This is a genomic window from Legionella brunensis (assembly GCF_001467025.1).
GTDB lineage: Bacteria > Pseudomonadota > Gammaproteobacteria > Legionellales > Legionellaceae > Tatlockia > Tatlockia brunensis.
This window is the reverse complement of sequence record NZ_LNXV01000022.1, coordinates 1-742: the sequence shown is the minus strand read 5'-3', so window position 1 is coordinate 742 and position 742 is coordinate 1. Positions and strand designations below refer to the sequence as shown.

Sequence of the window (742 nt, the reverse complement as noted above, 5' to 3'; positions counted from 1 at the left end):
GAACTCAGTAGTGAAACAGACCAGCGCCGATGATAGTGTGAGGCTTCCTCATGCGAAAGTAGGTCATTGCCAGGGCTTTTTTCCTAAGTAGTGATTCGCAAAATGTGCGAATATTGTGCTGCTTAATGGTTACTGATGTAACCTGGCTAAGGCACATAGTGAAAGAGTATTGCTGGCGTAGCTCAGTAGGTAGAGCAACTGACTTGTAATCAGTAGGTCCCGGGTTCGATTCCTGGTGCCAGCACCATCTAGATCTAGTCCTGTTACTGGACTAAGGCTATTGACTTTAGTCAGCCCATGAAAGAAAATGGCGTTCTTTTGGGAGGGGTTCCCGAGCGGCCAAAGGGATCAGACTGTAAATCTGACGGCTCTGCCTTCGAAGGTTCGAATCCTTCCCCCTCCACCAGTATTGAGAAGTACGTGAGCAAGCGGGTGTAGTTCAATGGTAGAACTTCAGCCTTCCAAGCTGATAGCGTGGGTTCGATTCCCATCACCCGCTCCAAGTTTTATAACAGCCTGTGAATAGTGCAGACTGTAGTTAAAGCCCACATAGCTCAGGTGGTAGAGCACTTCCTTGGTAAGGAAGAGGTCGTTGGTTCGAGTCCAGTTGTGGGCACCATACAGTTAACAACTTTTGAATGGGGAGATCTTTCGATGGCGAAGGAAAAGTTTGAGCGTAAGAAGCCGCACGTGAACGTGGGAACGATTGGTCACGTAGACCATGGTAAGACCACATTGACTG

At 48.4% G+C, this 742-nt stretch carries 1 protein-coding gene and 4 tRNA genes; all 5 read left to right on the top strand.

Features of this window, described 5'->3' with window-relative positions:
- The first annotated feature begins 171 nt into the window (after window positions 1-171).
- Window positions 172-247, top strand: a tRNA-Thr gene (locus tag Lbru_RS08745).
- Between the two features lie 74 nt (window positions 248-321).
- A tRNA-Tyr gene (locus tag Lbru_RS08740) sits at window positions 322-406 on the top strand.
- Between the two features lie 22 nt (window positions 407-428).
- Window positions 429-502: transfer RNA gene (locus Lbru_RS08735), tRNA-Gly, on the top strand.
- A gap of 41 nt (window positions 503-543) precedes the next feature.
- Window positions 544-619, top strand: a tRNA-Thr gene (locus Lbru_RS08730).
- A gap of 35 nt (window positions 620-654) precedes the next feature.
- Window positions 655-742: GTP-binding protein (locus Lbru_RS18085; protein ID WP_080443257.1), on the top strand; the 88-nt coding region annotated here is incomplete at its 3' end.